Annotated in this window: 25 protein-coding genes; 23 read left to right on the forward strand and 2 right to left on the reverse strand. The window is 67.8% G+C overall.

Annotated features, from left to right (window positions below):
- The first annotated feature begins 114 nt into the window (after positions 1-114).
- The 16 genes from rho (at position 115) to JHE00_RS16030 (ending at position 15,109) form a co-directional block, all read left to right on the forward strand.
- Positions 115-2,007 carry a transcription termination factor Rho gene (rho, locus tag JHE00_RS15955; protein ID WP_200318840.1) on the forward strand — a complete coding sequence of 631 codons (1,893 nt, stop codon included), beginning with the start codon at positions 115-117 and terminating at the stop codon, positions 2,005-2,007.
- 128 nt (positions 2,008-2,135) lie between these two features.
- Positions 2,136-2,366, forward strand: coding sequence for a 50S ribosomal protein L31 (gene rpmE / locus JHE00_RS15960; RefSeq protein ID WP_200318841.1), 231 nt, complete (start codon positions 2,136-2,138; stop codon positions 2,364-2,366).
- A gap of 99 nt (positions 2,367-2,465) precedes the next feature.
- Positions 2,466-3,533, forward strand: a complete 1,068-nt coding sequence (gene prfA / locus JHE00_RS15965) for a peptide chain release factor 1 (RefSeq protein ID WP_200318842.1) — start codon at positions 2,466-2,468, stop codon at positions 3,531-3,533.
- 266 nt (positions 3,534-3,799) lie between these two features.
- Positions 3,800-4,663, forward strand: a complete 864-nt coding sequence (gene prmC, locus JHE00_RS15970; RefSeq protein ID WP_200318843.1) for a peptide chain release factor N(5)-glutamine methyltransferase — start codon at positions 3,800-3,802, stop codon at positions 4,661-4,663.
- 11 nt (positions 4,664-4,674) lie between these two features.
- The gene (locus tag JHE00_RS15975; RefSeq protein ID WP_200318844.1) at positions 4,675-5,325 is read left to right on the forward strand and encodes an L-threonylcarbamoyladenylate synthase; all 651 of its coding nucleotides are present in this window, start codon (positions 4,675-4,677) and stop codon (positions 5,323-5,325) included.
- A gap of 70 nt (positions 5,326-5,395) precedes the next feature.
- On the forward strand, positions 5,396-6,571 hold the full coding sequence (locus JHE00_RS15980; RefSeq protein ID WP_200318845.1) for a glycosyltransferase family 4 protein: 1,176 nt from the start codon (positions 5,396-5,398) through the stop codon (positions 6,569-6,571).
- A 41-nt stretch (positions 6,572-6,612) separates the two neighbouring features.
- On the forward strand, positions 6,613-7,197 hold the full coding sequence (locus tag JHE00_RS15985; protein WP_230424177.1) for a Cg1360 family ATP-synthase-associated protein: 585 nt from the start codon (positions 6,613-6,615) through the stop codon (positions 7,195-7,197).
- A 319-nt stretch (positions 7,198-7,516) separates the two neighbouring features.
- Positions 7,517-8,299, forward strand: a complete 783-nt coding sequence (atpB, locus tag JHE00_RS15990) for a F0F1 ATP synthase subunit A (RefSeq protein ID WP_200318846.1) — start codon at positions 7,517-7,519, stop codon at positions 8,297-8,299.
- 117 nt (positions 8,300-8,416) lie between these two features.
- Entirely contained in the window at positions 8,417-8,656 is a 240-nt protein-coding gene (locus tag JHE00_RS15995) for an ATP synthase subunit C-like protein (protein WP_307831984.1), read from the forward strand.
- Positions 8,657-8,704: 48 nt separating this feature from the next.
- Positions 8,705-9,247 carry a F0F1 ATP synthase subunit B gene (locus JHE00_RS16000; RefSeq protein WP_200319332.1) on the forward strand — a complete coding sequence of 181 codons (543 nt, stop codon included), beginning with the start codon at positions 8,705-8,707 and terminating at the stop codon, positions 9,245-9,247.
- Between the two features lie 12 nt (positions 9,248-9,259).
- Positions 9,260-10,081 carry a F0F1 ATP synthase subunit delta gene (locus JHE00_RS16005; RefSeq protein WP_200318847.1) on the forward strand — a complete coding sequence of 274 codons (822 nt, stop codon included), beginning with the start codon at positions 9,260-9,262 and terminating at the stop codon, positions 10,079-10,081.
- Between the two features lie 65 nt (positions 10,082-10,146).
- A complete protein-coding gene (atpA, locus tag JHE00_RS16010; protein ID WP_200318848.1) occupies positions 10,147-11,787 on the forward strand; it encodes a F0F1 ATP synthase subunit alpha in 1,641 nt (546 codons plus the stop codon).
- 12 nt (positions 11,788-11,799) lie between these two features.
- Positions 11,800-12,735, forward strand: coding sequence for a F0F1 ATP synthase subunit gamma (locus tag JHE00_RS16015; protein ID WP_200318849.1), 936 nt, complete (start codon positions 11,800-11,802; stop codon positions 12,733-12,735).
- Between the two features lie 3 nt (positions 12,736-12,738).
- Positions 12,739-14,163, forward strand: a complete 1,425-nt coding sequence (gene atpD, locus JHE00_RS16020; protein ID WP_200318850.1) for a F0F1 ATP synthase subunit beta — start codon at positions 12,739-12,741, stop codon at positions 14,161-14,163.
- A 120-nt stretch (positions 14,164-14,283) separates the two neighbouring features.
- Positions 14,284-14,649 (forward strand): F0F1 ATP synthase subunit epsilon, encoded by a 366-nt coding sequence (locus JHE00_RS16025; protein ID WP_200318851.1) that lies wholly within the window; start codon positions 14,284-14,286, stop codon positions 14,647-14,649.
- A 25-nt stretch (positions 14,650-14,674) separates the two neighbouring features.
- Positions 14,675-15,109: a DUF2550 domain-containing protein gene (locus JHE00_RS16030; protein WP_200318852.1), complete on the forward strand. Its 435-nt coding sequence runs from the start codon at positions 14,675-14,677 to the stop codon at positions 15,107-15,109.
- 22 nt (positions 15,110-15,131) lie between these two features.
- On the opposite strand, the gene JHE00_RS16035 is transcribed toward JHE00_RS16030, so the two are convergent.
- A complete protein-coding gene (locus JHE00_RS16035) occupies positions 15,132-15,707 on the reverse strand; it encodes a cob(I)yrinic acid a,c-diamide adenosyltransferase (protein WP_200318853.1) in 576 nt (191 codons plus the stop codon).
- 161 nt (positions 15,708-15,868) lie between these two features.
- Between JHE00_RS16035 and murA the strand changes: the two genes are divergently transcribed.
- On the forward strand, positions 15,869-17,143 hold the full coding sequence (gene murA / locus JHE00_RS16040) for a UDP-N-acetylglucosamine 1-carboxyvinyltransferase (protein ID WP_200318854.1): 1,275 nt from the start codon (positions 15,869-15,871) through the stop codon (positions 17,141-17,143).
- A 3-nt stretch (positions 17,144-17,146) separates the two neighbouring features.
- Here murA and JHE00_RS16045 read toward each other — a convergent pair whose 3' ends face one another.
- A complete protein-coding gene (locus tag JHE00_RS16045; protein ID WP_200318855.1) occupies positions 17,147-17,770 on the reverse strand; it encodes a LysE family translocator in 624 nt (207 codons plus the stop codon).
- Positions 17,771-17,830: 60 nt separating this feature from the next.
- Here JHE00_RS16045 and JHE00_RS16050 point away from each other — a divergent pair, with 60 nt between their 5' ends.
- The 6 genes from JHE00_RS16050 to ehuB (JHE00_RS16075) all read left to right on the forward strand — a co-directional run bounded on the left by JHE00_RS16050 (position 17,831) and on the right by ehuB (JHE00_RS16075) (position 24,324).
- Entirely contained in the window at positions 17,831-19,948 is a 2,118-nt protein-coding gene (locus JHE00_RS16050; protein WP_268958309.1) for an ethylmalonyl-CoA mutase, read from the forward strand.
- 186 nt (positions 19,949-20,134) lie between these two features.
- On the forward strand, positions 20,135-21,028 hold the full coding sequence (gene ehuB, locus JHE00_RS16055) for an ectoine/hydroxyectoine ABC transporter substrate-binding protein EhuB (RefSeq protein ID WP_200318857.1): 894 nt from the start codon (positions 20,135-20,137) through the stop codon (positions 21,026-21,028).
- Between the two features lie 13 nt (positions 21,029-21,041).
- On the forward strand, positions 21,042-21,755 hold the full coding sequence (gene ehuC / locus JHE00_RS16060; RefSeq protein ID WP_200318858.1) for an ectoine/hydroxyectoine ABC transporter permease subunit EhuC: 714 nt from the start codon (positions 21,042-21,044) through the stop codon (positions 21,753-21,755).
- Complete coding sequence (gene ehuD / locus JHE00_RS16065; protein ID WP_200318859.1) at positions 21,755-22,411, forward strand: ectoine/hydroxyectoine ABC transporter permease subunit EhuD; 657 nt, start codon at positions 21,755-21,757, stop codon at positions 22,409-22,411. Before ehuC ends, ehuD begins: the two co-directional genes overlap by 1 nt.
- A 19-nt stretch (positions 22,412-22,430) precedes the next feature.
- Positions 22,431-23,198: an ectoine/hydroxyectoine ABC transporter ATP-binding protein EhuA gene (gene ehuA / locus JHE00_RS16070; RefSeq protein ID WP_200319334.1), complete on the forward strand. Its 768-nt coding sequence runs from the start codon at positions 22,431-22,433 to the stop codon at positions 23,196-23,198.
- Between the two features lie 208 nt (positions 23,199-23,406).
- On the forward strand, positions 23,407-24,324 hold the full coding sequence (ehuB, locus tag JHE00_RS16075; RefSeq protein WP_307831961.1) for an ectoine/hydroxyectoine ABC transporter substrate-binding protein EhuB: 918 nt from the start codon (positions 23,407-23,409) through the stop codon (positions 24,322-24,324).
- Positions 24,325-24,326 lie beyond the last annotated feature (2 nt).

Raw genomic sequence — 24,326 nt, forward strand, 5'->3', positions numbered from 1 at the left:
CTGTCTCAGCCGGATCTGGTTGCACCGGGAACTACAACGCCGTCTCGCAATTCGGACGCGGGCGGCGGTCCGCTGGTCCACCGTGGAGGCGTGGATCGGTCAGGAAGGACATGTGTGAGCAACACCGATCTTTTGAGCGGCGACGTGAATGCCCAGGCAGAGCCGGGCACCGGGGAGCAGACGCCGCAGGCTGGTGGTGCGGCCGCGGCACCGAAACGACGTCCTGGTGGATTGTCCGGGATGGTCATCGCCGACCTTCGTGCCCTTGCCGGTGAGCTGGGCGTCGGCGACACCACGGGTATGCGCAAGGGAGATCTGATCGCCGCTATCCGGGAACGTCAGGGCAAGTCCAAGCGGAGCAGGGCGGCTGGGGGCGACACGCTGCCGCTCGACGGTCTCGCCGACGGCAAGGCCGCTGAGAAGGCTCCTGCCGACAAGCCCGCGAAGGCTCCGGTCGAGAAGCAGACCGAGAAGGTCGAGCAGAAGGCCCCGGCCAAGTCCGACGACGCGCCCTCGGACCGCAAGTCCGACGAGGGTCAGCAGTCCGACGAGGGCGGCCGTCCCAACCGTCGCCGCCGTGGCTCCGGCCGCCCCTCGGGCAGCCCGGACGCCGGCTCGCAGCAGAAGGGCGACGACGACTCGTCGTCCGAGCAGCAGCGGGGCAACGACGACCGCAGGCAGAACAACAACCAGCGCGGTCAGCAGCAGAACAACAACAGTGGCAACAACAGCGGCGGCAACAACGCCGGTGGGGGTCAGGACGACGACGAGCGCGGCGGTCGCCGTGGTCGCCGGTTCCGGGACCGTCGCCGTCGCGGCGGCCGCGGCGAGGGTGGCGGCAACGCCGACACCGAGATCCGCGAGGACGACGTCCTGCTGCCGGTCGCCGGCATCCTCGACGTGCTGGAGAACTACGCGTTCGTCCGCACCTCGGGATACCTGCCCGGCCCGAACGACGTCTACGTGTCGCTGTCGCTCGTGCGCAAGTACGGTCTGCGCCGCGGTGACGCGATCACCGGTGCCGTGCGCCAGCCGCGCGAGGGTGAGCAGCAGCGCCAGAAGTTCAACCCGCTCGTGCGGGTGGACTCGGTCAACGGCCTCGAGCCCGACGTCGCCAAGAAGCGGCCCGAGTTCACCAAGCTGACCCCGCTGTACCCCAACGAGCGGCTGCGTCTCGAGACCGCCTCGAACAAGCTGACCACTCGTGTGATCGACCTCGTGATGCCGGTCGGCAAGGGGCAGCGTGCGCTGATCGTCTCGCCGCCGAAGGCCGGTAAGACGACGATCATGCAGGACGTCGCCAACGCGATCACCACGAACAACCCCGAGTGCCACCTGATGGTCGTGCTCGTGGACGAGCGGCCCGAAGAGGTCACCGACATGCAGCGGTCGGTGAAGGGTGAGGTCATCGCCTCGACCTTCGACCGCCCGCCGTCAGACCACACCTCGGTCGCCGAGCTCTCCATCGAGCGGGCCAAGCGGCTCGTCGAGATGGGGCACGACGTGGTGGTGCTGCTCGACTCGATCACCCGCCTCGGCCGCGCCTACAACCTGGCGGCTCCGGCGTCCGGCCGGATCCTCTCCGGTGGTGTCGACTCGACGGCGCTGTTCCCGCCGAAGCGGTTCCTCGGCGCGGCGCGCAACATCGAGGACGGCGGCTCGCTCACGATCTTCGCCACGGCGATGGTCGAGACCGGGTCCACCGGTGACACGGTGATCTTCGAGGAGTTCAAGGGCACGGGTAACGCCGAGCTCAAGCTCGACCGCAAGATCGCGGAGCGCAGGGTCTTCCCCGCGGTGGACGTCAACCCGTCCGGTACCCGCAAGGAGGAGCTGCTGCTCTCGCCGGACGAGCTCGCGGTCACGCACAAGCTGCACCGGGTGCTGCACGCGCTCGACTCGCAGCAGGCGATCGACCTCCTGCTCGACAGGCTGCGCAAGACCAAGACGAACATCGAGTTCCTGATGCAGGTCTCCAAGACCGCACCGGGCAACGACGACGACTGAGTACCGGAATAGCTGCCAGGTGGGGCGCGTTCTATCGAGTGCTGCCCCATCTGGCAGAATCATCCCGCTGATGTCCGGCTCCGGTTCACCTCCTCGCGAGGACCCGGCGGCCACTGAGAGAGGACCCCATGAAGAGCGGTATTCACCCCGAGTACGTGGTCACCGAGGTGACCTGCGGTTGTGGCAACACCTTCACCACCCGCAGCACCAAGGACTCCGGCAAGATCCACGCCGAAATCTGCTCGAACTGCCACCCGTTCTACACCGGTAAGCAGAAGATTCTGGACACCGGTGGCCGGGTCGCGCGCTTCGAGGCCCGCTACGGCAAGCGCGGCAAGAAGGCCGACGACGCCAAGTAGCTTCACTGACGGCGCCCGCACCTGCCTCTGGCAGGGCGGGCGCCGTTTTTCATGCGGTGTCCATCCGGCCATCGCGGCCGGTTCGGGAGAGGGAAACCAGTGGAATCGAGTGCTCTGCAGGGTCTGCTCGACGAGTACGCCGAGCTGGAGGAACAGCTGGCGGACCCGTCGGTGCACGCCGACCAGGCCCGGGCACGCAAGCTGGGCCGTCGCTACGCCGAGCTGGCTCCGATCGCGAAGGCGCGCACCGAGCTGGAGGGCGCCCGGTCCGACCTGGTCGCCGCCAAGGAGCTGGCCTCGGAGGACCCCGCGTTCGGAGAGGAGGCCGAGGAGCTCGAGGCCCGCATCCCCGAGCTCGAGGCCAAGCTCACCGAGCTGCTGCTCCCGCGTGACCCCTACGACAGCTCCGACGTGGTCATGGAGATCAAGTCGGGTGAGGGCGGCGAGGAGTCCGCGCTGTTCGCGGGCGACCTGCTGCGCATGTACCTGCGTTACGCCGAGCGGCACCACTGGAAGGCCGAGGTCCTCGACTCCACCGACTCCGACCTTGGCGGCTACAAGGACGTCACGGTGTCGATCAAGAGCAAGGGCGCCGAGGCCGACGGCGTCTGGTCGCTGTTGAAGTTCGAGGGCGGTGTGCACCGGGTGCAGCGCGTGCCCGCGACCGAGTCGCAAGGCCGCATCCACACCTCTGCCGCCGGCGTGCTGATCTACCCGGAGCCCGAGGAGGTCGAGGTCGAGATCGACCAGAACGACCTCCGTATCGACGTCTTCCGCTCGTCGGGACCCGGCGGGCAGAGCGTCAACACCACCGACTCCGCCGTGCGCGTGACCCACCTGCCCACCGGCATCGTGGTGTCCTGCCAGAACGAGAAGTCGCAGATCCAGAACCGGGCTCGCGCGCTGCAGGTGCTGCAGGCCCGGTTGCAGGCGATGGCCGAGGAGGAGGCCGCCGCGAAGGCCTCGGACGCCCGCCGCTCGCAGGTGCGCACGGTCGACCGGTCCGAGCGCGTGCGGACCTACAACTTCCCGGAGAACCGGATTTCCGACCACCGGGTGAACTACAAGGCCTACAACCTCGATCAGGTGCTCGACGGCGAGCTGACCGGTGTGCTCACCGCGCTGCGCGACGCCGACCGCGAGGAGCGGCTGGCCGCTCAGTCCTGACCCGCCGGGATTCGTCCACAGTGGTCCGTGCGGCCATTGTGGACTAATTTAGGTAGTCGGGTTCCCTTTCGGGGCAACGGATTTCCCGCGCCTGGCGGGCTTGGTCGTCGTCGTGTCCACGTGGGACCGGACTCGCCGGTGCGCCCGGTCGCGCCCGCCGAACCGGGCACTCCGATCGAGTGGACCGGGGCAGGAGTGGTGGACGCGACGCCCTCTTCGCCGCGTGCAACCCAGTGGGCCGCCGTCGCTTGTGCCAGTCTTGACAGGTGAAAAGACAGCCGTTGCGCCTCGCGATCCTCGAGGCGACCCGAATCCTCGAGCACGCGGGCGTGGCCTCGCCGAGGAACGACGCCGAGCTCATCGCCGCACACGTGCTCGGAGTCGAGCGGGGGCGGCTGCCTCTCGTGCCTCTGGTGGACCCCTCCGTGGTCGACGCCATCGGCCAGCTCGTCACGCAGCGCGCCAAGCGCGTGCCGCTGCAGCACCTCATCGGCTGGGCCGCGCTCGGCGCCATCGCCGTGTCGGTGGGTCCCGGCGTGTTCGTGCCGCGCCCGGAGACCGAGCTCCTGCTCGAATGGGGGCTCGCGCTGCTCAAGGGTCGCGAGTACCCCGTCGTGGTGGATCTGTGCACGGGATCCGGTGCGCTCGCACTCGCCGTGGCGCACGCGCGCCCGGACGCGGTGGTCTACGCCGTGGACAACGACGCCACCGCGCTCGCCTGGGCCCGGCACAACGCCGACGCGAGGGCCGCCGAGGGCGACACCCCGGTCCGGCTCTACTCGGGCGACGTCACCGATCCCACCGTGTTCGCCGAGCTCGACGGGCTCGTGGACCTGGTGCTGTGCAACCCGCCCTACGTGCCGGAGGGCACGACCGTGCCGCCCGAGGTCGCCGAGCACGACCCGCACCAGGCGGTGTTCGCCTCGGAGGGCGGGATCGACGTCATCCGCCACGTCGTCGCCATGTCGGCGCGGCTGCTCAAGCCCGCGGGAGGCGTGGCGATCGAGCACGACGACACCCACGGCGCCGCGGTTCCCGCGCTGCTGCGCACGCGCCGGGTGCTCACCAACGTCCGGGATCATTCGGACCTCACCGGACGTCCACGATTCGTCACAGCCCTACGGGGCTAAGCTCACGAGCCATGAGCGCGGTGTACGACTGCAGCAATCCGGACACCAGGGCCGACGGTCTGCGAGCGGCGGCCTCGGCTGTGCGGTCCAGCAGACTGGTGGTCCTGCCGACCGACACCGTCTACGGCATCGGGGCGGACGCCTTCGACGCGGGCGCCGTGCGCTCGCTGCTGCAGGCGAAGCACCGCGGTCCCGACATGCCGGTGGGCGTGCTCGTCGGCTCGTGGTCCACAGTGGACGGCCTTGTGCTCGGTGTCTCCTCGCAGGCCCGTGCACTCATCGAGGCGTTCTGGCCAGGCGATCTGTCCATCGTGCTGCCGCACGCGCCGAGCCTGGCGTGGGACCTCGGCACAACCAAGGGCACCGTGATGCTGCGGATGCCGCTGCACCCCGTGGCGATCGAACTGCTGCGCGAGGTCGGGCCGATGGCCGTGTCGAGCGCCAACGTGTCCGGCAGGCCGCCCGCTGCCACCGCCGCCGAGGCCGAGGAACAGCTCGGCTCGTCCGTGTCCGTCTACCTCGACGGCGGCCCGAGCGGTGAGCCCGTGCCGTCCACGATCGTCGACCTCACCGGTGAGGCGCCGCTGATGCTGCGGGAGGGCGCAGTGAGCGCCGAGGCGGTCTCGGAGGTGCTCGGCGTCGAGGTCGGCCCCCGGCAGTGACGGCGCCCGGTAGCGATAGCGTGGCGCGTTGTGACCCCGCCGATTCTCTTCCGCAGGGGATGACCGCTCGATGACCCCCACCCTGAGCGCCGGACTGCCCATCCGCGAGTACATCCTCGTCGGGCTCGTGTCGGCCGCTCTGACCTTCCTGCTGACCGCACTGGTCCGGCGCTTCGCCATCAAGGTCGGCGCCGTCGCGGTGCCGCGCAAGCGCGACGTGCACGTCATCCCCATTCCCCGGATGGGCGGCCTGGCGATGTACATCGGCGTGCTCGGTGGCATGGCGATGGCGCACCAGCTGCCCGTGCTGCGGCGCGCGTTCGACTACTCCTACGACCCGGTCGCCGTGATGATCGGTGGCGCGGTGATCGTGCTCATCGGCGCGCTCGACGACCGCTTCGAGCTCGACGCGTGGACCAAGCTCGCCGGGCAGGTCATGTGCGCGGGCATCCTCGTGCTGTTCGGCCTGCAGTGGGTGTCGTTCTGGGTGCCGTGGGGTGGCGACGGCGCGTCGCTGGGCCAGGTGCTGATCCTCGACCGCAACCAGGGCGGCCTGCTGGCCGTGTTGCTGGTGGTGGTGATGGTCAATGCGATGAACTTCGTCGACGGCCTCGACGGGCTGGCTGGCGGGCTCGGCCTCATCGCCGCGGCGGCCACGTGCGCGTTCTCGCTCGGGCTGCTCGCGTCGTCCGGCGGCGACGTCGGCACCTACCCGCCCGCACTCATCGCGGCGACACTGGCGGGAGCGTGTCTGGGGTTCTTACCGCACAACTTCCAGCCGGCGAAGATATTCATGGGCGACTCGGGCTCGATGATGATCGGGCTGATGCTGGCGGCGGCCAGCACGTCCGCGTCGGGCAAGATCAACTACACGTCGTTCGACGCGACCGACGTCGTCGCCCTGCTCTCGCCGCTGTTCGTGGTGGCGGCCGTGCTGTTCCTGCCGCTGCTCGACCTCGTGATGGCCGTGATCAGGCGCACACGGCGCGGGGAGAGCCCGTTCGCGGCCGACAAGATGCACCTGCACCACCGGCTGCTGGAGATCGGCCACTCGCAGCGCAGGGCCGTGCTGCTGATCTATTTGTGGGCCGGTCTGCTGGCGTTCGGGGCGGTCGCGGTGACGCTGTTCGACACCGCGGCTGTGTTCTGGCTCACGTGCGCGGGGCTGCTGGTGGCCGCGCTCGTCTCGGTGGTACCTAGACTGGGCCGACATCGCCCCGGAGGTAAGTCGGCGTCCCAGCGCTGAGCACCGGGGCAGGCGAGACGGCGAAGCGGGTACGGACAGGCATGAGTGACGACGCGGGCGAGCGCCCGGCCTCGGGCGCGGTCGGCTACGAGCCCGCTGACGCCGACGAGGCCGCCCAGGTCGGAGAGTCCGCCGAAGCCGACCAGATCGACCACATCGACGAGGCCGCCGCCCGCGAGGCTCGCGCCGCACACGCGCAGTCGGTCTACACGCTCGCCGACGCCATGATGCGCTGGGGCCTGCGCTTCTCGCTCCCGTTGTCGCTCGTCGTGGTCGGCGTGGCCATGGTGCTCGAAGGTCAGCCCGGCCTCGTCGGCTCGGGCTTCGGCGTGGTCCTCGGCTTCGGCTGCTCGCTGATCACCATCACGATGATGCGCATCGGGGCGACCAAGCCGCCTGCCAGCCTGATGAACCTCGCGCTCGGCGGGTACGCGATCAAGATGTCACTGCTGCTGGTGGTGATGCTCGTACTCCGAGACATCGACGGCCTCAGCAGGCCGTCGCTGGCGTTCGGCATGCTCGTCGTGGTCGTGTCCTGGGCGGTCGCCGAGGTCGTGGCCTTCAGGACGACGAAGACGCCCACGTTGATCATTCCCAGGCCCTCGCGCGCCGAACAGGCCGACTGAGCCTTCGCCGGGGGGCCCTGGTCCGGGCGAGTCACCCGTTAGTCACAATGACGCTGTCCGCTACCGGCGGTCGGAGTCCCTCCGTGGGCCCGGTGCCGGAACGGGCGACCTTCGCACGGCGTGGTCGAAGTGCCTCGCCCGTTCGGGTGACCTAAAAGTACGCCTGTACGGCTTGGTCGAGAACGGTGCTGGTACGGTCCGCGTCGAAGGTCAGATCCCCGTGTAAGGGGCCGGAAATCAATCCGGTACGTTAAGTCCAGGTTGTCACGATTCCCCCGGCGGAGTTAACGCCGGCCGGGAGAACCGGAAGGAGCCCTAGTTGGGCGCGCTGGTACTAGCCGCAGGCGATGTGTTCACGCCGCCGACGGCAGAAGCCTTCAATCTGCCGCCGATTTTCGGCTGGGTCACCAAGCCCATGCTGCTGATCGTGCTGTCGGTGGTGATCATCCTCGCCTTCTTCCTGCTCGCTTCGAGGAAGCTGAGCGTGGTTCCGGGCAAGCGGCAGTTCCTCGTCGAGTCGGCGTACGACTTCGGGCGCAACAACATCGCGCGTGAGCAGATCGGCGCTGCCGACTTCATGCGGTTCGTTCCGCTGATTCTGGCGCTGTTCAGCTTCGTGCTGGTGAACAATCTCTTCGGGATCGTGCCGATCCTGCAGTTCCCGACGATGTCCCACATCGGGTTCCCGCTCGCGCTGTCGGTGCTGGTCGTCTACCCCGTCTATCACTACGCGGGTATTCGTAAGCACGGCCTCGGCAAGTACCTGAAGAACCAGCTCGTGCCCCCCGGCGCTCCGAAGCTGGTCTACCTGCTGCTCACCCCGATCGAGTTCTTCACGAAGTTCGTGATGAACCCGATCACCCTCGCGATCCGAGTCTTCGCGGCCATGTTCGCGGGCCACCTGCTGATCATGCTGTTCGGGATCTCGGCTGAATACCTGCTCCTCCACGGAGACGGGGTCATCAAGGTCGTCTCCGCGTTCTCCTTCGCGGGTGCACTGGCGATGACGTTCATCGAGGCCCTGATCATGTGCATCCAGGCTTTCATCTTCGCGTTGTTGTCGGCCAACTACATCGGGGCGGCTCTGGCCGAAGACCACTGAGTCGGCTCCACTACCACTGGACGTCGAACGCGAAGACGACGTCCGCTCGAATCAAAGGCACAAGCTTCCCGTTAAACGAACACGGATGAAGTTGGAAAGGGAATACACGTGAGCTCCATTGTTCTCGCCCAGGCAGCCACCGAGACCAACATCAACACCGGTCTCGCTGTTATCGGCTACGGCCTCGGTGCCATCGGTGGTGGTATCGGTGTGGGCATGATCTTCTCCTCCGTCATCAGCGGCACCGCCCGCCAGCCGGAGGCCCAGGGCAAGCTGATGAACATCGGCTTCACCACCTTCGCCCTGGTCGAGGTTCTGGCTCTGCTCGGCTTCGTTCTCTTCTTCCTCGTCGGCTGACGTCGGTTCATCCGACGCCGTGAGTAACCGGACGAAGTGGAGACGACGATGATTCTGGCGGCTGAAGAGTACAACCCTGTTCTTCCGCACGTTGCCGAAATCATCATCGGTCTTATCGCCTTCCTGCTCCTTTTCTGGGTGCTGCGCAAGTTCGTTGTGCCGCGCTTCGAAAAGCTCTACGAGGAGCGGGCCGCGAAGATCGAGGGTGGCATCGAGAAGGCCGAGAAGGCTCAGGCCGAGGCCGAACAGGCGCTGGAGCAGTACAAGGCGCAGCTCGCCGAGGCCAGGACCGAGGCAGCCAAGATCCGCGACGACGCCCGGCTCGAAGCCGAGCAGATCAAGGAAGAGCTGCGGGTCGAGGCTCAGGAAGAAGCCCGTCGCATCGTGACGCAGGGCGAGGCGCAACTGCAGGCCCAGCGGTCGCAGATCGTCGCCGAGCTGCGCGCGGAACTCGGCCGCAACTCCATCGAGCTCGCCAGCCGCATCGTCGGCGAGGCACTCGAGGACGAGGCGCGCCGTCGTGGCACCGTCGACCGGTTCCTGGCCGAACTTGACGCCAGCGGCAACGGTGCGGCCGGAGCCAGGAACTAGGAGTAGTCGTAGATGACGCTGCATGCTGCGAGCCGTGAGGCTCTTGGCTTCGCCGAGAACCGTCTCGACGAGGTGCTCGGCGACGCGGGCAACGACCCGTCCGCCGTCGGGGAAGAGCTGCTCTCCGTGGTGGATCTGTTCGCCAGGGAGGTCGGGTTGCGGCGAGCCGTCGGTGACGGTTCGTCGGACCCCGAGGCCCGTCAGCGGCTCGTCAGAACCTTGCTTCAGGGCAAGGTGTCGGAACCCGCCCTCCAGGTGCTCGACGCCGTGGTGGGCAGCCGCTGGTCAAGCCCCCGTGAACTGCTCGACGGGCTCGAGTCGGTCGGGCGGACCTCGTTGCTGGAGAGCGCCGAGAGAACCGGCAAACTGGACACGGTTCGGGACGAGCTCTTCCGGCTCGCCCGTATCGTGGAGAACGAGCCGGAACTCGAGCGGACGTTGACCGATCGGGTGGGACCCGTCGAGGGCAGGCGGACCCTGGTCCGCAACCTCGTGTCGGACAAGGTCGACCCGGTCACCCGGGTCCTGGTCGAGCAGGCCGTCGTCCGCCTGAGGAGTCGGAGCCTCGCGAACGCGATCGACGAGCTGGTCAGGCTGGCCGCCGCAAGGCGCAACCGGTCGGTGGCCTACGTGACCAGCGCGACGGAGCTGACCGGCGAGCAGCGCGAGCGGCTCGCCCAGAAGCTCGGGCAGATCTACGGGCGGGAGATCGCGCTGCACGTGGAACTCGATCGCGCGATCGGTGCCGGACTCGTGGTCCGGGTCGGCGACGAAGTGATCGACGGAAGCGCGGCCGGGCGCCTGGACGCACTGCGCAGGCAGCTCGCGCGCTGACGCGAGCGCCGACATAACACATACTTTGCACAGTGGCAAGAACGAAGTGAGAGCGGGAACACGACATGGCGGAGCTGACGATCTCCTCGGATGAGATCCGCAGTGCGATCGAGAACTACGTCTCGAGTTACTCCCCGGATGTGAGCCGGGAAGAGGTCGGCGTCGTCGTCGACACCGGCGACGGTGTCGCGCACGTCGAAGGCCTGCCGTCGACCATGGCGAACGAGCTGCTGGAATTCCCCGGCGGCATCCTCGGCGTCGCGCAGAACCTGGAGCCGCGCCAGATCGGTGTCGTCATCCTGGGTAACTACGAGTCGATCGAAGAGGGCCAGGAGGTCAAGCGCACCGGCCGGATCCTCTCGATCCCGGTCGGCGAGGCGTTCCTCGGCCGCACGATCGACCCGCTCGGAAACCCGATCGACGGTCTCGGCGACATCGAGTCCACCGAGCGCCGCGCGCTCGAGCTGCAGGCTGCCTCCGTGGTGGAGCGTCAGCCGGTGTCCGAGCCGCTCCAGACCGGCATCACGGCCATCGACTCGATGACTCCGATCGGCCGCGGCCAGCGCCAGCTGGTCATCGGCGACCGCAAGACCGGTAAGACCGCGGTCTGCGTCGACACGATCATCAACCAGAAGGCGAACTGGGAGAGCGGCGACCCGAAGAAGCAGGTCCGCTGCATCTACGTCGCGGTCGGCCAGAAGGGCTCCACCATCGCCTCGGTGCGCAAGTCGCTCGAGGACGCCGGTGCGCTGGAGTACACCACCATCGTCGCCGCCCCGGCCTCCGACTCCGCCGGCTTCAAGTGGCTCGCTCCCTACTCCGGTTCCGCCCTCGGGCAGCACTGGATGTACCAGGGCAAGCACGTGCTGATCGTCTTCGACGACCTCACCAAGCAGGCCGAGGCCTACCGCGCACTGTCGCTGCTGCTGCGCCGCCCGCCGGGCCGCGAGGCGTTCCCCGGCGACGTCTTCTACTTGCACTCGCGTCTGCTCGAGCGTTGCGCCAAGCTGAACGACGAGCTGGGCGCGGGCTCGCTGACCGGTCTGCCGGTCATCGAGACCAAGGCCAACGACATCTCGGCCTACATCCCCACCAACGTCATCTCGATCACCGACGGGCAGTGCTTCTTCCAGTCGGACCTGTTCAACTCGGGTCAGCGGCCCGCGGTCGACGTGACCACCTCGGTCTCCCGAGTCGGTGGTGACGCGCAGATCAAGGCCATGAAGACGGTCTCCGGTTCGCTGCGTATCGACCTGTCCCAGTACGAGGAGCTCAAGGCGTTCGCCGCCTTCGCCTCCGACCTGGACGCCGCGTCGAGGGCCCAGCTGGACCGCGGTGCCCGCCTGTACGAGCTGCTCAAGCAGCCGCAGTACTCGCCGGTCGCGGTCGAGCAGCAGGTCGTCACGGTGTACCTGGGCACCAACGGTCACTTCGACCAGGTGCCGATCGAGGACACCGCGCGGTTCAACAGCGAGCTGCTGGAGAACCTCCGGCACAAGCACGACGACATCCTGACCGAGATCCGCGAGGTCGGTAAGTGGTCGCCGGAGCTCGCCGAGCGCGTCGTCGCCGCGACGGACGAGTTCAAGAAGGGCTTCACCACCTCCGAGGGCCGCACCCTCAACGAGGCCGAGGCCGAGGCCATGGACGCCGACAACGTGGGACAGGAATCCGTCAAGGTGCACCGTCCCGCGCCGAAGAAGTAGTGGGCTGACGCCATGGCACAGCTTCGCGAACTCCGATCCAAGATCCGGTCGACCAAGTCGATCGGCAAGATCACCAAGGCGATGGAGCTCATCGCCACCTCGCGCATCACCAAGGCGCAGGCTCGGGTGCAGGCTTCCCGGCCCTACGCGTCCGAGATCACCAACGTGCTCTCGGCGCTGGCCGGTGCGGCCGCCAACCTCGACCACCCGCTGCTCGTCGAGCGCGAGCAGCCGCGGCGAGTCGCCGTGCTGGTCGTGACGAGTGACAAGGGTCTGTGCGGTGGCTACAACGCCAACGTGCTGCGGGCGACCGAGGAACTGCTGTCGCTGCTCCGCGAGCAGGGCAAGCAGCCTCTGCTCTACGTCATCGGCGGCAAGGGTGTGAACTACTACCGCTTCCGCGAGCGCGAGGTCACCGACAGCTGGACCGGCTTCTCCCAGCAGCCGCGGTACGAGAACGCCGCGACCGTCGGCGAGTCGCTGGTGAAGTCGTTCCTCGCCGGTGCCGACGACCAGGGTGACCAGCCCGGCGAAGACGGCATGCTGGGCGTGGACGAACTGCACATCGTCTACACCGAGTTCCGCTCGATGCTCACGCAGACGCCGGTCGCCAAGCGCATGGCTCCGCTCGAGGTCGAGTACACCGACGAGCAGCCCCCCTCGGGTCTGCTGCCGACCTACGACTTCGAGCCCAGCGCCGAGAAGCTGCTCGGGGCGCTGCTGCCGAAGTACATCAACACGCGGATCTTCGCGGCGTTGCTGGAGTCGGCGGCCTCCGAGCTGGCGGCCCAGCGCAACGCCATGAAGGCGGCGTCGGACAACGCCAGTGAACTCGTGGAGACCTACACCCGGCTGGCGAACCAGGCCCGCCAGGCCCAGATCACCCAGGAGATCAGCGAAATCGTCGGTGGCGTTGATGCGCTCGCCGCTGTAGGAAGTGATGACTGAGCTATGACTAGCACTGAAACAGCCGTCAAGGGGCGCATCGTCTCCGTGACCGGGCCGGTCGTCGACGTGGAGTTCCCGCGCGGCCACATCCCGGAGCTCAACAACGCCCTCAAGGTCGACATCGGTTTCGAGGAGCTGCGCAAGACGGTGACCCTCGAGGTCGCCCAGCACCTCGGTGACAACCTGGTGCGGACGATCTCGCTGGCACCGCAGGACGGTCTCGTCCGTGGCGCCGAGGTCACCGACACCGGCTCCGCGATCTCCGTCCCGGTCGGCGACGGCGTCAAGGGCCACGTCTACAACGCGCTCGGCACCTGCCTCGACAAGCCGGGCCACGGCGACGACCTCGAGCGCTGGAGCATCCACCGCAACCCGCCGCCCTTCGACCAGCTCGAAGGTCGCACGCAGGTCCTGGAGACCGGCCTGAAGGTCATCGACCTGCTCACGCCGTACGTCCAGGGTGGAAAGATCGGCCTGTTCGGTGGTGCCGGTGTGGGCAAGACGGTGCTCATCAAGGAGATGATCACCCGCGTCGCCCAGAACTTCGGTGGTACCTCGGTGTTCGCCGGTGTCGGCGAGCGCACCCGTGAGGGCACCGACCTGTTCCTGGAGATGTCCGAGGACGGCGTCATCGACAACACCGCCCTGGTCTTCGGCCAGATGGACGAGCCGCCGGGCACTCGTATGCGCGTCGCCCTGTCCGCGCTGACCATGGCGGAGTACTTCCGCGATGTGCAGAACCAGGACGTGCTGCTGTTCATCGACAACATCTTCCGGTTCACCCAGGCCGGATCCGAGGTGTCGACCCTACTGGGCCGCATGCCTTCGGCCGTGGGTTACCAGCCGACGCTGGCCGACGAGATGGGCGTGCTGCAGGAGCGGATCACCTCGACCAAGGGCCGTTCGATCACCTCGATGCAGGCGATCTACGTGCCGGCGGACGACTACACCGACCCGGCTCCCGCGACCACGTTCGCGCACCTGGACGCCACCACCGAGCTTTCGCGGTCGGTGTTCCAGAAGGGCATCTTCCCCGCGGTGGACCCGCTGGCCTCCACCTCGACGATCCTCGACCCCGCGATCGTCGGCGACGAGCACTACCGCGTCGCCCAGGAGGTCATCCGGATCCTGCAGAAGTACAAGGAGCTGCAGGACATCATCGCGATTCTCGGTATGGACGAGCTCTCGGAAGAGGACAAGCTCACGGTGCAGCGTGCTCGCCGCATCGAGCGTTTCCTCTCCCAGAACATGCTGGTCGCCGAGGTCTTCACCGGTCAGCCCGGTTCGACCGTGCCGGTCGCCGAGACCGTCGAGGCGTTCGACAAGATCGCCAAGGGCGACTTCGACCACTACCCGGAGCAGGCGTTCCTGGGTATCGGCGGCCTCGACGACCTCGAGAAGAAGTACAAGGAAATCACCGGTAAGTGAGCCAAGCCGCGCGACGGGGCCGGTCCACTGTGGATGCGGCCCCGTCGTTCGCTTACTCACACCGTGGACTGACGGCGCGCCCACTACACTGGTGGGAAGCGCGATTCGAAGGAGACCTACGTGGCTGAGATGACCGTCGAGCTGGTGGCCGTCGAGCGTCGTCTGTGGTCCGGTACCGGCTCGTTCGTCGTCGCGCAGACGACCGAGGGTGAGATCGGTATTCTCCCCGGGCACGAGCCCGTGCTCGGCCAGCTGGTCGAGGGCGGCATCGTCAAGGTGACGACCACCGACGGCGACACCGTCACGGCCGCGGTGCACGGCGGCTTCCTGTCGGTCACGCACGACTCCGTGAGCGTTCTCGCGGAGTCCGCGGAACTCGGCGAGGAGATCGACGTCGAAGCGGCCAAGCAGGCGCTGACCGCCGAGGACGAGGCCGAGCGCACGAGAGCGGCTGGGCGGCTCCGAGCGGCCGGCCAGTCGGTCTAACGGCGACGACGAGCGGGAGCCGGCCATGGACATCGCGATTGTGGTCCTCGCCCTCCTGCTCGTGCTGCTCGTCGTGGCCGTGCTGTACGCATGGCGCTGGGTCCGGATGCGCAGGCAGGGTGGCGTCAGCGTCGCGTTGCGCTGGCAGCCCGACAAGCAACGCTCCGGCTGGCACCTCGGCATCGGCCGGTACCAGGGCGAGGAGTTCGTCTGGTACCGCGTGTGGAGCCTGCGCATCGCTCCCGACCGCGCCTTCCGCCGCGACGATCTCCAGATCGCCGACCGGCGAGAACCGATCGGTACCGAGTCCTACGCTGTTCCCTCCGGCTCGACCGTGCTGCGCTGTGAGTCGGGGCAGCAGGAGGCCATCGAGATCGCGATGGGCCCCGGCGCGCTGACCGGTTTCCTGTCCTGGCTCGAGTCGGCGCCTCCCGGCCACCGGGTTCCCCGGGCCAGCTGAGCCGGCCCGGGGCACGGCGAGCTCAGGAGCGGTCGCCGCCCGGCTTCCACAGCACGTCGCCGTCAGGGTTGGCGAGCCTGGCGAGGATGAACAGCAGGTCCGAGAGCCGGTTCAGGTACTTCACGGCCAGTGTGTTGGTCCGTTCCGCGTCGGCTTCCACGAGTGCCCAGCCCGCGCGCTCCGCGCGGCGCGCCACCGTGCGCGCCTGGTGCAGCAGCGCGGCCCCGGCCGTGCCACCGGGCAGGATGAACGACGTCAGCTTGCCGAGGCGCTCGTTGAACTCGTCGCACCAGCCCTCGAGCCGCTCCACGTAGGCCTCGGTGATGCGCAGCGGGGGATACGGCGGGTCGGGCACGATCGGCGCGCACAGGTCCGCTCCGACGTCGAAGAGGTCGTTCTGCACGGCGCGGAGCACGTCGGCGACCTCGTCGGCGAGACCGCCGAGCGCGATGGCGACTCCGAGTACCGAGTTCGTCTCGTCCACATCGGCGTAGGCGCCGAGCCGAGGGTCCGTTTTGGGCACCCGGGAGCCGTCGCCGAGCGCGGTGCTCCCCGAGTCGCCGACCTTGGTGTACACGCGATTGATCCGAACGGGCATGTCCGGAGTCTACGGCCGTGCGCGCCGGATTCCCTTGTCCGGAAGGGGCTTATCGCGTCCGGGCGCCCGGACGTTTCACCCGCGATCCGATTGTGATCGCTCTCAACGGTGGGTGTGCCCCACCGCGAGTGCGCCGGAAGCGGCAGGCATTATTGGCGTCCATGAGCGAGCACTTCGACGTGCATGGCGGCGCGCGGTTGGTCGGCGAGGTCGAGGTCGTCGGGGCCAAGAACAGCGTGCTCAAACTGATGGCGGCAGCACTGCTGGCGGAGGGCACCACCACTGTCACGAACTGCCCGCAGATCCTGGACGTCCCGCTGATGGCCGACGTCCTGCGCAGTGTCGGCTGTGACGTGGTCATCGACGGCGACACGGCGCACATCACGACGCCGTCCGAGCTGTCGCACCGGGCTGACTCCGCCGCGATGGGCAAGCTGCGGGCCTCGGTGTGTGTGCTGGGCCCACTGGTCGGCAGGCTGAAGAAGGCCGTCGTGGCGCTTCCCGGTGGTGACGCGATCGGTTCGCGGCCGCTGGACATGCACCAGAACGGTCTGCGCAAGCTCGGCGCCACCAGCACCATCGAGCACGGGTGTGTGGTCGCCGAGGCCGACGGGTTGCACGGCGCGCAGATCTGGCTGGACTTCCCGAGCGTCGGCGCGACCGAGAACATCCTGATGGCGGCCGTGCTGGCCGAGGGCACCACGGTGATCGACAACGCCGCCCGCGAGCCCGAGATCGTGGACATCTGCACGATGCTCGTCGAGATGGGCGCGAAGATCGAGGGCGCGGGCACCTCCACGCTGACCGTCGAGGGCGTCGAGTCGCTGCACCCGACCGAGCACCGCGTGATCGGTGACCGGATCGTGGGCGCGACGTGGGCGTTCGCCGCGGCCATGACCCGAGGCGACCTGACGGTGACCGGCGTGAACCCGCACCACCTCGAGTTGGTGCTGGAGAAGCTGCGCCTGGCCGGGGCGGACGTGACGACGTTCGATGGCAAGGGCTTCCGGATCGTGCAGCCGGAGCGGCCGCGCTCGGTGGACTTCGTGACGTTGCCGTACCCGGGCTTCGCGACGGACCTGCAGCCGTTCGCGGTGGCGTTGTCGACGGTGTCCGAGGGCACGTCGATGATCACCGAGAACGTCTACGAGGCGCGGTTCCGGTTCATCGAGGAGATGGTCCGCCTCGGAGCGGACGCGCGCACCGATGGGCACCACGCCGTGGTCAGGGGTGTCGAGAAGCTCTCCAGCGCTCCGGTGTGGGCCTCCGACATCCGGGCGGGGGCCGGGCTCGTACTGGCCGGCCTGTGCGCGGACGGGGTCACCGAGATCTGGGACGTCTTCCACATCGACCGCGGCTACCCGCACTTCGTCGAGAACCTGAACCGGCTCGGGGCCAGGATCGATCGCGTGGCCACCGAGCCTGAGCGGTCCTGAGCCTCAGCCGTCCGCGGCGAGGGCCGCGCCGAAGCCGACCAGCGTCGTTCCGGTGACGGCGTCGAGTGTGCGGCGCACCCTGCGGCGCGAGAGCCAGCCGCGGATCCGGTTGACGAAGAGCAGCAGGAGCAGCAGCCACAGACCGCCGAGCACGGCGACGGTGTAGGCGAGCAGCAGCGCGTCGAACGGCGTGCTGCTGACCGGGTCGAGGAACTGCGGCAGCACCGACAGGTACAGCGCGAGGACCTTGGGGTTGGTGACGTTGGACAGGAACCCCTCACGGAATCGGCGGAAGCCGCTGGAGCGTGCGCCGAGTTCGTCGAGCGTGCCGTAGTCGCCGCGCCAGGCGGCGCGGAAGGCCTGGAAACCGAGCCAGCAGAGGTAGGCGACCCCGAGCCAGCGCACGGTGTGGAACAGCGGTTGCGAGCGCACGATGACCGCTCCGAGGCCGAACGCGACGGCGGTGCCCTGCAGCAGGTTTCCCACGGCGATGCCGGTGGCCGCCAGCAGACCGCCCCGGAAGCCGCCCGCGAACGAGTTCTTGAGCGTCACGACCGTGTCCGGGCCCGGCGCGAGCACCACGATGATCACGAAAACCAGGTAGCTGCCGTACGCACTCCATGTCACGTGTCACCACGCTAACCGGGCCGCGACCTGGACGCTCGCGGATTTCCGTCACAGCGTCCGCTGGCACGGCGACGTGGCGCGTTACACGTCGCGGGGAGAGTTACCCCTGAGTACGCTGAGTCGTCAGCTGGCACGAGGAGGTGCGTCGCGGTGCCCTATCCGACCGACCGTGAGCGGGACAGGCCCTGGGTGATGCGCACCTACGCGGGACATTCCTCGGCCGCCGCGTCCAACGAGCTGTACCGGCGCAATCTCGCGAAGGGCCAGACCGGCCTCTCCGTGGCGTTCGACCTGCCGACCCAGACGGGCTACGACGCCGACCACGAGCTCGCCAGGGGCGAGGTCGGCAAGGTGGGCGTGCCGGTGGCGCACCTCGGCGACATGCGCAGGCTCTTCGACGGGATCCCGCTGGCCGGGGCCAACACCTCGATGACGATCAACGCGCCGGCGATGTGGCTGCTCGCGCTCTACGTCACGGTGGCGCAGGAGCAGGCGGAAGCCGAGGGAGTCGACCCGGTCGAGGCGCTGACCCGGCTCGCGGGCACGACCCAGAACGACGTCATCAAGGAGTACCTGTCGCGCGGGACCTACATCTTCCCGCCGGGGCCGAGCCTGCGGCTGACCACCGACGTGATCGCGTGGACCGTCAACAACGTCCCGAAGTGGAACCCGATCAACATCTGCAGCTACCACCTGCAGGAGGCGGGCGCGACGCCGACGCAGGAGGTCGCCTACGCGATCAGCACCGCGATCGCCGTCCTCGACGCCGTGCGCGACTCGGGCCAGGTCGCCGCCGAGGACATGGCCAGGGTCGTCGGCCGCATCTCGTTCTTCGTCAACGCGGGTGTGCGGTTCGTCGAGGAGCTGTGCAAGATGCGCGCGTTCGCCGCGCTGTGGGACGAGCTGACGCTGGAGCGCTACGGCGTCACCGACGACAAGGCCCGGCGGCTGCGTTACGGCGTGCAGGTGAACTCGCTCGGGCTCACCGAGGCCCAGCCCGAGAACAACGTCCAGCGCATCGTGCTGGAGATGCTCGCGGTGACGCTCTCGCGTGGTGCGCGGGCCAGGGCCGTCCAGCTGCCCGCCTGGAACGAGGCGCTGGGCCTGCCGAGGCCGTGGGACCAGCAGTGGGCGCTGCGGATGCAGCAGGTGCTCGCGTTCGAGACCGACCTGCTGGAGTACGACGACATCTTCGCGGGCTCGCACGTGATCGAATCCAAAGTGGAGGACATCGTCGCCGGGGCGCGCGAGGAGATCGCGCGGGTGCAGGACCTGGGCGGCGCGGTGGCGGCCGTCGAGAGCGGCTACCTCAAGTCCCAGCTCGTGACCTCGCTGGTGGAGTACCGGCGCAGGATCGAGTCCGGCGAGCGCGTGCTGGTGGGGGTCAACGCCTTCGACACGACGGAGCCGAGTCCGTTGCAGGCCGAGGGGGCCAAGGCGATCGAGACCGCCGACCCGGTGGCCGAGAAACAGGCCGTCGCCGCGCTCGAGAACTGGCGCGAGGCCCGCGACGACGACGCCGTCGCGGCGGCGCTGGCCACCCTGCGGGAGCGGGCGGGCACCACCGACAACCTGTTCGAGGCGACGCTCGCGTGCGCTCGCACTGGCGTGACCACCGGCGAGTGGGCGGGCGCGCTGCGCGAGGTGTTCGGCGAGTACCGGGCGCCCACCGGGGTGTCGGGGGCCGGCTCGCCGGGCGAGGGAGCCGACGAGATCGCGGCCGTGGCCGGGCGCGTGCGGGAGACGGGACGGGAACTCGGCGAGCGCCTGCGCATCCTGGTCGGCAAGCCCGGCCTCGACGGGCACTCCAACGGCGCCGAGCAGGTTGCGGTGCGGGCCCGCGACACCGGGTTCGAGGTGGTGTACCAGGGCATCCGGCTCACGCCCGCGCAGATCGTCGCCGCCGCGGTGCAGGAGGGCGTGCACGTGGTGGGCCTGTCCGTGCTGTCCGGCTCCCACCTCGAGGTGGTGCCCGAGGTCGTCGACGGGTTGCGCGCCGCTGGTGCGTCGGACGTCCCCGTGATCGTCGGCGGAATCATCCCCGACGAGGACGCGGTGTTGCTGCGTGAGCGCGGGATCGCCAGGGTCTTCACGCCCAAGGACTACGCGCTGACCGAGATCATGGGCGAAATCGTGACCGTCATCCGACAGGCGAGGGGACTGCCGGAGCAGCCTTGATCCTTTGCGAGGCGGCGAAACAGAGCTGTCGTCTCGTTCTGGTAACAGCCTGTTTCCAGAGGCTGGCGATGCTTTGACCCGGCTGGGTGACAAGCCTACTTTCGGTGACTATGCCCCTGTGCGCGAGCACGAGAACGGGCTCTGCGCGGGGATTGGCGACGAGGTCAATCGAAAAGAGGTGCCACCATGGCGCACAGCGAATGGACCCGTAGGCAGTTTCTGAGACGTTCGACGGTATTGGGCGCGGTCGCGATCGGCGGACCGACTCTGCTGTCCGCCTGTTCGAGCACGAGCAGTGGCGACACGCTGCAGACCGCCCAGGACTCCGGCACCATCCGCATCGGCATCGCCAACGAGCAGCCCTACGGCTTCGCCGACTCCTCAGGCGAGGTCACGGGTGAGGCCCCCCAGGTGGCCAAGGCCGCGTTCCGCGGCATGGGCATCGGCAACGTGCAGAACAGCGTGGTCACGTTCGACCAGCTGATCCCCGCGCTCAACGCGGGCCAGTACGACGTGGTGTCGGCGGGCATGTTCATCACGCCGGAACGGTGTCAGGCGGCGAGCTTCTCGACGCCCGACTACACCGCGCTCGCCGCACTGCTCGTCCCGAGGGGAAATCCCCAGCAGGTCAACGATTTCGCCGACATCGCGCAGAAGAACGTCAAGGTCGCCGTGCTCTCGGGCGCGGTCGAGAAGGGCTACGCGACCTCGGCCGGGGTGCCCGAGGGCAACATCACGACGCTGGACACACAGGACAGCATGCTCCGGTCGGTGATCGACGACCGCGTGTACTGCGCGGCGCTGACCGACATCTCGTTGAAGTGGCTCGTGAAGCAGAACCCCGACGCCCCGGTCGAGGTGACCGAGAGCTTCCAGCCGGAGCAGGACGGCCAACCCGTGATCTCAGCGGGCGGGTTCGTGTTCCGCTCGGACGACAACTCCCTGCGCGACGCCTTCGACCAGCAGCTGAAGCAGTTGCACGACAACGGTCAATGGCTCCGGCTCGCGGAGCCGTTCGGTTTCACCCAGGCCAACGTCCCGAAACCCAACGTCACCACACAGAGTCTCTGCGGCGCGTGACCCGGGAGGCGCCGTGTCCGACAACCTCGGCCGGATCATCTCCACCCTCCTCGAAGGAGTGCCGGTCACCATACAGGCGACGCTCGGCGGAATCGCCCTGACGATCGTGCTCGCGTTCGTCGCGGGACTCGCGCTGCTGTCGAAGTCGCGCACGGTCCGGTTCATCAGCCGGGTCTACGTCGAGGGCTTCCGCGGCACGTCCGAGGTCGTGCAGTTGTTCTGGCTCTACTTCGTGCTGCCGGCACTCGTGGGACTGCAGATAGTCCCGCTCTTCGCGGGCGTGCTCGTGCTCGGGCTCAACCACGGCGCCTACGGTGCCGAGATCGTGCGCGGTGCCGTGCAGTCGGTGCCCCGAGCGCAGTTCGAGGGGGCCGTGGCGCTCAGTCTCGGTCCCATGCAACGGATGACGAGGGTCATCCTGCCCCAGGCGGTGGTGGAAATGCTGCCACCGTTCAACAACCTCTTCATCCAGCTGTTGAAGAGCACCGCGTTGCTGTTCTTCATCTCGGCGCAGGAGATCACGCAGAAGGGTGAGGAGCTCCGGCCCGCGCTGCCGATGAACGACCTCACGGTGATCTACACCGTCGAACTCGTGCTGTACCTGTTGCTGGCGATCGCCATCACCGTGGGGATGCGTGCGCTCGAGCGGATGGGCGCACGCAGGCTCGGTCGCAGGCCCCCGCCCCGGCGCAAGACCTTCGCCGCGGCGGACGCGGGAGGTATCTGATGGACTGGGACTGGGGATATGCAGTCGATTCCTTGCCGCTGCTGGCCGAAGGCATGCTCGTCACCCTGGAACTGACCCTGGCGGGCTCCCTGCTGGCGTACCTCCTCGGCCTGGTGTTCGCCGTGATCCGCCAGCTGCGGATTCCCGGTCTGAGCCAGATCGTGTTCCTCATCGTGGAGTTCATCCGCAGCACCCCACTGCTGATCCAGGTCTTCGCGTTCTTCTACCTGCTGCAGCCCGCGATCGGCGTCAAGCTCTCGCCGTTCCTGACCGGCGTCATCGCGCTCGGGGTGCACTACGCGACCTACACGTCGGAGGTGTACCGGGCCGGAATCGACGCTGTTCCGAAAGGACAGTGGGAAGCGGCGACCGCGCTGAGCCTGCCGCGCGGTCGGGTGTGGACCGGAATCATCCTGCCGCAGGCCGTGCCACGCGTGTTGCCCGCGCTCGGCAACTACACGATCTCGATGTTCAAGGAGACCCCGCTGCTGCTGGCGATCGGTGTGGTGGACGTGCTGAACAGGGCCAAGGAGGCTGGCGCGGAAACATTTCGCGTTATCGAGCCCTACACGTTGGCCGGCGTGTTCTTCCTACTCGTGAGTTATCCGGCCTCGATTCTCGTCAGAAAGTTGGAGCGCCGTGTCGGAACCGTATAGCAGTCCCTCGGCGGACGTGATGATCCAGTTCGATCGGGTGGTCAAGAAATTCGGTGACCACGTGGTGCTTCGTGAACTCAATTTTTCTGTCAAACCCGGCGAGTTCGTGACCTTGATCGGTCCCAGTGGATCGGGCAAGACGACGATCCTTCGCTTGCTCATGACTCTGGAGCAAGTGGACGGTGGAACGATCCAGGTGTGCGGTGACTACCTCAGCCACATGCAACGCGGTGGCAGGTTCGTGCCAGCGGACGAGCGATACCTGCGCGCCAGGCGCAAACGGATCGGAATGGTCTTCCAGCAGTTCAACCTCTTCCCGAACATGAACGTTTTGCAGAACGTCACGGAGGCGCCCGTCCGCTCGCTCGGGCTGTCCAAAGCCGACGCGGCAGAACGCGCTCGTGACCTACTGGACATGGTAGGACTCTCTGACAAGGTCCAGGCCCATCCGATGCGGCTTTCCGGTGGTCAGCAGCAGCGTGTGGCCATCGCGAGGGCCCTGGCGATGCGGCCACAGGTGCTGCTGCTCGACGAGGTCACCTCCGCACTGGACCCCGAGCTGGTGGCCGGTGTGCTCTCGGTGCTCAAGGAGATCGCCCGCACGACCGACATCACGTTCCTGTGTGTGACGCACGAGATGCAGTTCGCCCGCGACGTCTCCGACCGCGTGATGATGTTCGACAAGGGCCAGGTGATCGAGGACGCCCCGCCCGAGCAGCTTTTCACCCAGCCCGCGCACGAGCGCACGCGGTCCTTTCTGCACGCCGTGATCGACCGCTCCGGCTGAGCGACGCAAGTTAACCTGACTGTTGCGAACCGCCGTCCTCGCACGTCGTCGCGTTGCGTTGTGGCCCGTGACCCCTTGTGTCGACTGGGAAATTCACTGTTCCGATTGCGCCCGATCAAGTGAATTGCCTAGGGTAGTCGGAATCAAAGTCCGCGTTGCTGTTCCTCGCCGCGGACATGGGGTATGGCGGAGGAGGAGCTGCAAGTACGTGAACAACTCCAGCCTGAGCAGGCGCGGTTTTATCCGCGGTGCTACCGGAGTGGGACTCGGTCTCGCGGTCGGTGGCGGCGCGTTGGCCAGCGGGTGCACCTCGATCAGTGTCGCGGCGGGAGGTGACGGAGGAGACCTGCTCGATCGGCTGCGAGCTTCCGGCACCGTCCGAATGGGTTTCGCGAACGAGCGTCCGTTCGGCTTCATCAACGCCGAGGGCAACCTGACCGGGGAAGCACCGGAGATCGGAAAGGCCGTGTTCCAGCGGCTCGGCGTCGATTCCTTCGAGCCGAAACTCGCCGACTTCAGCTCCCTCATTCCGGGGTTGAAGGCCGGCCTGTTCGACGTGATCGCCGCCGGTATGTACATCACTCCGGACCGTTGCGCCGAGATCGAGTTCACCAATCCCGACTACAACGCTCCCGCGGCACTGTTGCTGCGGCAGGGCAATCCACTTGGTCTGTCCGATCTGGACACCATCGTCAAGCAGCAGGCACGCATCGGCGTGCTCACCGGCTCGGTCGAACAGGGCTACGCGGCGGACCTCGGCATCCCGGCCGGGCGTACGGTCGTGTTCCCCGACCAGTCGTCCGGTATCGACGGCGTGCGCGCAGGCCGAGCCGACTGCCTGATGCTGACGCGGCTCTCGCTCGTGTCCGCGCTCGGTGAGCGGCCCGGTGCCGGGCTGGAGATCGGCGAGACATTCATCCCGACCGTCAACGGCGAGGAGCAGTACGGCGCCGGTGGCTTCGGATTCCGGAAGGGCGAGACCGGTATCGTCGACGCGTTCAACAACGAGCTCGCCGCCATGAAGGACAGCGGCGAGGTCCTGAAGCTCGTCAAGCCGTTCGGGTTCTCCCAGGACGAGATGACCGACCTGACCGCGCAGCAGCTCTGTACGGGCACCGCGGGCTGAGG

Source organism: Prauserella cavernicola (assembly GCF_016595675.1).
Classification (GTDB): domain Bacteria; phylum Actinomycetota; class Actinomycetes; order Mycobacteriales; family Pseudonocardiaceae; genus Prauserella_A; species Prauserella_A cavernicola.

What these genes read in the sequence shown, in the direction of transcription:
- rpmE (WP_200318841.1), top strand. Translation starts at nt 2,136, where the DNA reads ATGAAGAGCGGTATTCACCCCGAGTACGTGGTCACCGAGGTGACCTGC.
- JHE00_RS15975 (WP_200318844.1), top strand. Translation starts at nt 4,675, where the DNA reads ATGAGCGCGGTGTACGACTGCAGCAATCCGGACACCAGGGCCGACGGT.
- JHE00_RS15980 (WP_200318845.1), top strand. Translation starts at nt 5,396, where the DNA reads ATGACCCCCACCCTGAGCGCCGGACTGCCCATCCGCGAGTACATCCTC.
- JHE00_RS15985 (WP_230424177.1), top strand. Translation starts at nt 6,613, where the DNA reads ATGAGTGACGACGCGGGCGAGCGCCCGGCCTCGGGCGCGGTCGGCTAC.
- JHE00_RS16000 (WP_200319332.1), top strand. Translation starts at nt 8,705, where the DNA reads ATGATTCTGGCGGCTGAAGAGTACAACCCTGTTCTTCCGCACGTTGCC.
- JHE00_RS16005 (WP_200318847.1), top strand. Translation starts at nt 9,260, where the DNA reads ATGACGCTGCATGCTGCGAGCCGTGAGGCTCTTGGCTTCGCCGAGAAC.
- atpA (WP_200318848.1), top strand. Translation starts at nt 10,147, where the DNA reads ATGGCGGAGCTGACGATCTCCTCGGATGAGATCCGCAGTGCGATCGAG.
- JHE00_RS16015 (WP_200318849.1), top strand. Translation starts at nt 11,800, where the DNA reads ATGGCACAGCTTCGCGAACTCCGATCCAAGATCCGGTCGACCAAGTCG.
- atpD (WP_200318850.1), top strand. Translation starts at nt 12,739, where the DNA reads ATGACTAGCACTGAAACAGCCGTCAAGGGGCGCATCGTCTCCGTGACC.
- JHE00_RS16030 (WP_200318852.1), top strand. Translation starts at nt 14,675, where the DNA reads ATGGACATCGCGATTGTGGTCCTCGCCCTCCTGCTCGTGCTGCTCGTC.
- JHE00_RS16035 (WP_200318853.1), bottom strand. Translation starts at nt 15,707, where the DNA reads ATGCCCGTTCGGATCAATCGCGTGTACACCAAGGTCGGCGACTCGGGG.
- murA (WP_200318854.1), top strand. Translation starts at nt 15,869, where the DNA reads ATGAGCGAGCACTTCGACGTGCATGGCGGCGCGCGGTTGGTCGGCGAG.
- ehuB (WP_200318857.1), top strand. Translation starts at nt 20,135, where the DNA reads ATGGCGCACAGCGAATGGACCCGTAGGCAGTTTCTGAGACGTTCGACG.
- ehuD (WP_200318859.1), top strand. Translation starts at nt 21,755, where the DNA reads ATGGACTGGGACTGGGGATATGCAGTCGATTCCTTGCCGCTGCTGGCC.
- ehuA (WP_200319334.1), top strand. Translation starts at nt 22,431, where the DNA reads ATGATCCAGTTCGATCGGGTGGTCAAGAAATTCGGTGACCACGTGGTG.